The 5,882-nt window shown below is 64.5% G+C and carries 2 protein-coding genes and 3 pseudogenes; 3 read left to right on the forward strand and 2 right to left on the reverse strand.

Annotated features, from left to right (window positions below; genetic code table 11):
• Nucleotides 1–243: pseudogene (locus tag RHBS_RS23095) on the reverse strand (HNH endonuclease); the annotation flags it as partial.
• A gap of 403 nt (nucleotides 244–646) precedes the next feature.
• A complete protein-coding gene (locus RHBS_RS23100; protein WP_128646510.1) occupies nucleotides 647–2,119 on the reverse strand; it encodes a cryptochrome/photolyase family protein in 1,473 nt (490 codons plus the stop codon).
• A 127-nt stretch (nucleotides 2,120–2,246) separates the two neighbouring features.
• On the opposite strand from RHBS_RS23100, the pseudogene RHBS_RS23105 reads away from it, so the two are divergent.
• The 3 genes and pseudogenes from RHBS_RS23105 (at nucleotide 2,247) to RHBS_RS23115 (ending at nucleotide 5,638) form a co-directional block, all read left to right on the forward strand.
• Nucleotides 2,247–3,895 (forward strand): annotated as a pseudogene (locus RHBS_RS23105) (alkaline phosphatase).
• A 21-nt stretch (nucleotides 3,896–3,916) separates the two neighbouring features.
• Nucleotides 3,917–4,759 carry a rhodanese-related sulfurtransferase gene (locus RHBS_RS23110; protein ID WP_128646512.1) on the forward strand — a complete coding sequence of 281 codons (843 nt, stop codon included), beginning with the start codon at nucleotides 3,917–3,919 and terminating at the stop codon, nucleotides 4,757–4,759.
• A gap of 4 nt (nucleotides 4,760–4,763) precedes the next feature.
• A pseudogene (locus RHBS_RS23115) lies at nucleotides 4,764–5,638 on the forward strand (pseudouridine synthase).
• Nucleotides 5,639–5,882 lie beyond the last annotated feature (244 nt).

A 5,882-nucleotide genomic window follows, 5' to 3' on the forward strand; every position in this document is an offset into this window, starting at 1 on the left:
GGGGAATTTCTTCAGTCCGCGGGCGAGAGCGACGATCTTGGTGGCCTTGGCCGGTGAGAGAAGGGTGGTGGAGGTCAGCCAGCCGGCGGGGCCGGGGAAGCCGAGCTTCTCCCGTGAGACGCGGGTGTCGATCTCTCCGACGAGGGCGATACGCCGGGCTTCGAGGAGTTGGATTTGGTGGGAGACGGCGGCGGCGTCGGCGAGGAGTTCGCTTTCGCTCAGTTGCCAGATCTCCGTGGTCATGGACCAAGTGTATCGAACAGGTATTCGATTGACAACCATAGTGCAATCGAAAACTATTGCTGTGCAGAAGGATTCGCAAATCTGAACCTGTCGGTAGCCTGTGGTAGGAGCGCGGAGTCCGTTTCCGGATAGTGATCGCTGCAGCGATTCCAGTCCGAGCAGCGCGGTGACTATTTCGATTTTTTTACGCGCAATCGATCAGCGCCAACTCGTTCCCATCCGCCGCTGGCGTCACTTGGGCGTCTTCGTGGCGGTTCATCTGCAGCGCGGGCGGTCCGCGACACGTGGGGAGCGCCGCGCATGCAGATTCGCCCAACGTACGACCATCGGACCGATGCGGCGTTTCGTCACAGAGCGCAACGCTCTCGAAGTATAAAAATCCTCGGTTCAGGCATCCAGCGCGTCAGTACACCTCGCGCTGCCGTTCCTGTTCCAACACCTGCTCGAGGTCGCTCAATCGGTTCATCGACGACACCTGCCGCGCAGTGCGGTGATTGAGCGCCAACATCTCTCGGTGCCGGTGCACGAAGGCCCAGTAGCCTGCAGTGAACGGACACGCGTCGTCGCCCAGTCGCTTCTTCGGGTTGAATTCGCACGGTTTGCAGTAGTCGGTCATGCGGTTCAGGTACGCCCCGCCCGAGGCGTAGGGCTTGGTGGCGATCACTCCGCCGTCCGCGTGCTGGCTCATGCCGATCACGTTCACCGGCATCACCCAGGCGAACCCGTCGACGAAAGCCGTTGCGAACCAATCGGTCAACGCTCGCGGATCCCAGGCATGTTGCAGCGCAAAGTTTCCCAGAATCATCAGTCGGGGGATGTGGTGCACCCAGCCGCGCTCGCGCACGCCGTCCACCGTCGACGACAGGCATTTCGCCACCACAGCGTCGCCGTCCAACTCGAGCAGCCAATCCGGTAGTGGCTCATGGGCTTCGAGCTTGTTGCGCTCGAGATACTCCGGACCCAGATGCCAATACAGGTGCCAGACGTATTCGCGCCAGCCCAGGATCTGGCGAACGAAACCCTCCACGCTCGCCAAAGGGGTGCCGTCGCGGTGGGCGTCCTCGGCTGCGTGTGCAACGTCCAGCGGCTGCAGCACGCCGAGGTTCAGCGGCACCGACAGCAGCGAGTGAGACATCGTCCAGTCGTCGGCCATCACCGCGTCCTCGTACTTGCCGAAGTCGTCCAAGCGATAGTTCACGAAGTGCGCCAACGCCTCCGACGCCTCGTCAGCGGTCACCGCGAACACGCGAGGCCCGTCCACTCCGACGGTGTCGAGGTCCCAAGAGTCGAGGTCGGCGCGCACCTGATCGTCGATGTCATCCTCGGTCGGCCACCACGGTTCTTCGACACCCAGGGTCAGGCGTCCCTTCGGGGGCGGCGACTGGTTCTCGGCGTCCAGGTTCCACTTTCCGGAGACCGGTTCGGAACCGTCCATCAACACCCCGAACTTCTTGCGCTGCTCCCGGTAGAACGTCTCCATCCGAAAGGTGCCGCGCTCGGCTGCCCACTCCGCGAACTCGGCGCGGGGAAGCGCGAACATCGGCGTCGGCAAAATCTCCGAGACCAGTCCCTCCTCGTGCAACGCGGCGACGAACTTCTCGGCCGCATGGGAGGTGGGTTCGAACACCACCACGGGCTTGCCGTACTCGGCCAACCCTTCCCGGTACGTCTCGGTCTGCAGGTAGGTGACGCGATCGCCCAGCTCGTCGGCCAGATGACGCATCCCCGACAACACAAGGTGCAGCTTCTGCCGGTGGTATCGCCGACGCCGGAACACGCGCCGGGACTCGATCATCAGCACATCCCGATCGGCATGCTCGTCCACCGAGTGAAAGTGCGGACCGAGCTGATCACCGAACAACCACAGAGCGTCCATGCCCCCAGTGTTCTCCCGCCACCACTCCGGCAAACCAGCGTCCGGCACATGGCCGTCCGGTGAACACTGTGGCCGACCCAGGCGCGCCTTACTTGACCACCGACCATCCATCGCATGGACTGACCCGATGCACGCTGATTCTGCGCTTTCCAGAAGGACGTTTCTTCGCTCGTCGTCGGTGGCCGTCGCAGTGGCCGGAGTCGCCACGACACTGCCTGCGGTCGCACACGCGCAGGGCAGCGACCGTGGCTTCCTGCACGGGGTCGCATCGGGAGATCCGTTGCCCGACGCGATCGTCCTCTGGACTCGGCTCACCCCCACGCCCGACGCCACCCCGGGCTCCGGCGTCGGACCGCAGGTATCGGTGATGTGGCGGATTTCCCGCAGCGCAGATATGGGGGACGTCGTCTCCTCCGGAACCGTCGCAACCGGCCCCGATACCGACCACACCGTCAAGGTCGACGTCGACGGCCTGGCTGCAGACACGACGTACTTCTACGATTTCCGGACGAGCGACGCGGCATCGGCCGTCGGGACCACGCACACCGCTCCGCGCAACGATGCCGACGTCGACGCGATGCGCTTCGGCGTCGTCTCGTGCTCCAACTGGGAGTCGGGGTACTTCGGTGCCTACCGGCATCTGGCCGCCAGGGGAGACCTCGACGCCATCGTCCATCTCGGTGACTACATCTACGAGTACGAGACGGGCGGGTTCCCCGGCCGCGACGGCGTGATCCGGCAGCATTCGCCCACCCACGAGATCGTCACGCTCGCCGATTACCGCCAGCGCCACGGCCAGTACAAGTCCGATCCCGATCTGCAGGCCGCGCACGCCGGCGTGCCGTGGATCTGCACGTGGGACGACCACGAATCCGCCAACGATGCCTACGACACCGGCGCGCAGAATCACACCCCGGGCACCGAGGGCGATTGGTCCACGCGCAAAGCGAATTCCGAGCAGGCGTACTACGAGTGGATGCCTGTGCGCGCGGCAGGCACGGCGACCAACCGTCACCTCTATCGTCGGCTCCGGTTCGGCAACCTGCTCGAGCTCTCGATGCTGGATCTGCGCACGTACCGCTCGCAGCAGGTGTTGCCGTTCAACGGGCCCGAGGTCGATTCCCCCAACCGGACCATCACCGGCGCGGAGCAGATGCAGTGGCTCACCGACGGCATCGTCTCCTCGCCGACGCAGTGGAAGATCGTCGGCAACCCGGTGATGATCACGCCCACTCTCATCCCGCCGCTCGATCGCGACGCAGCCAGGGCCGTCACCTCGCTTCTCGGGATCCCGGAGGGCGGTCTGCCGTACAACGCCGATCCGTGGGACGCTACACCGCCGACCGCCGCAAGCTCCTCGGTGCCATCGTTGACGCGGGCGTCGACAACACGGTGTTCATCACCGGCGACATCCACTCGGCCTGGGCCTGCGAGGTGCCGCTCGACGCGGCGCACTACGCAACGACGGAACCCGCTGCCACCGAGCTGGTCGTCACCTCGGTGAGCTCGGCCAACATCGACGACCTGACGCGTACTCCGCCGCACACGCTGGGCCGGGTCGCCGAGGAGGCGTTCAAGGCGCTCAACCAGCACGTGAAGTTCGTGGACCTCGACAGTCACGGGTTCGGCGTCTTCGAGGTCACCCGGACGGCGGCTCGGATGGATCACTGGTTCCTCACCGCCAAGGAGGATCCGCAGACCGGCGTGTACTGGGGAGCGGGCTTCACGGTCGACTCGGGCACCCAGCGCGTCCGGGCGGCGGCACCGCCTGCCTGACAACGCGCCATACTGGTCCGTGTGGCTGTACCGAAAATCGTCCTGTTCTACGTGTTCACTCCGCTACCCGATCCCGAAGCGATCCGGTTGTGGCAGCAGACGCTGGCCGCGTCCAACAACCTGACCGGACGCATCCTGATCTCCGAACACGGCATCAACGCGACGGTCGGCGGTGACGTCGACGACGTCAAACGGTACGTGCGCGGCACTCGCAGCTATCCGGCGTTCAAGTCGGCCGACATCAAGTGGTCCGATGGACTCGGCAACGATTTCCCGCGCCTGAGCGTGCGGGTGCGCGACGAGATCGTCACGTTCGGTGCGCCGGGCGAGTTGAAGGTCGACGCCGACGGAGTGGTCGGCGGCGGCACTCACCTGAGCCCGCAGCAGGTGCACGACCTCGTCGATTCCCGCGGCGACGACGTCGTTTTCTTCGACGGCCGCAACGCCTTCGAGGCCCAGATCGGCAAGTTCAAGAACGCAGTGGTGCCCGACGTCGAGACGACCAGAGACTTCGTCTCCCAACTCGACTCCGGTGCCTACGACCATCTGAAGCAGTCCCCGGTGGTCACGTACTGCACCGGGGGAGTGCGGTGCGAGGTGCTGTCGTCGCTGATGGTCGCGCGCGGGTTCGAGGAGGTGTATCAGCTCGACGGCGGAATCGTCCGGTACGCAGAGACTTTCGGCGACGACGCGCTCTGGGAGGGTTCGCTGTTCGTCTTCGACAAACGGATGGCGCAGAACTTCTCCGACCACACCGCCGTCATCGGTCGCTGCAGTGCCTGCGGCAACCCGACATCCCGCTACCAGGACTTCGACGGCGACGCCGGCCGCGGTCTGCGGTTGATCTGTCTCGACTGCGCGTAGAGAAATGCTGCCCTTCCGGGACGGCCTCGCTCCACTGAGACTGCTGTTGCCGCATGGAGATTCGGCCACCACCATCGTGGAGTATCTCGAACGTGAAATGCCCGAGGACGACTGGCGACGGGCCATGCGCGACGCCGAAGTGGTCGACGAGAAGAGCAGGCCCATTTCCGACGCGACGCGGTACCGCGCCGGCAGTCAGGTGTACTTCTATCGCGTTCCCGCACAGGAGGTTCCGGTTCCGTTCGAGATCGGCATCCTGCACGAGGACGAGGATCTGCTGGTGGTCGACAAGCCGCACTTCCTCGCCACCATTCCGCGTGGCAGGCACGTCACCGAAACCGCGACGGTACGGCTGCTAGGCAATTCGATTGCCCTGACCTGACGCCCGCGCACCGACTCGATCGCGCCACCGCCGGGGTGTTGCTCTTCACCAAGACCAAGCATGCCCGACGGCCGTATCAGGAACTCTTCTCCTCGCGCAACGTCACCAAGGAATACGAGGCAGTTGCGGGGTTCGATGCAGCGCTGGAGTTCCCGCGCATAGTGCGTAGTCGAATCCTCAAAGAGCACGGGGTGATGACGGCATACGAGGAGCCGGGGGAGTCGAACAGTGAGACCCTGATCGAACTGGTGGACATTGTCGGCACAGCCGCCCGATATCGACTCTTCCCCAAGACAGGCAAGACCCATCAGCTGCGGATCCACCTGTCCTCGTTGGGTATTCCGATCGTGAACGACCCATACTATCCGGAGTTCTCTCCCATCCCGGCCGACGACTTCACCCGGCCGTTGCAACTTCTCGCCCGGGCTCTGAACTTCACGGACCCACTCACCGGTGAACCCAGGCGCTTCGTCAGTGCCCGAACCCTCGAGCCCTGACGGTCCGGCATCGTTCGTTCGGACGATTGTGACAATGGGGACGCGAGGTTAGCGTGTCGAGCGAACCATGTCCGATGGAGGAGAAGAGGAGAACAGTGTGAAGCGTCGTATTGCTGTTGTGTTGGGGGCTGCCGCTATCGCCATTGCGTCGCCGGCAGTCGCGGTGGCCGATACCGGAAGCGCGAGCACCGGTAGCTCGAGCGGAGTGTTGGGTGGTTTCGACATGCTGTCGCGGCTCTGGGAG

The sequence above is a fragment of the Rhodococcus sp. BS-15 genome (assembly GCF_000813105.1).
In the GTDB taxonomy this organism is placed as follows: Bacteria; Actinomycetota; Actinomycetes; order Mycobacteriales; family Mycobacteriaceae; genus Rhodococcoides.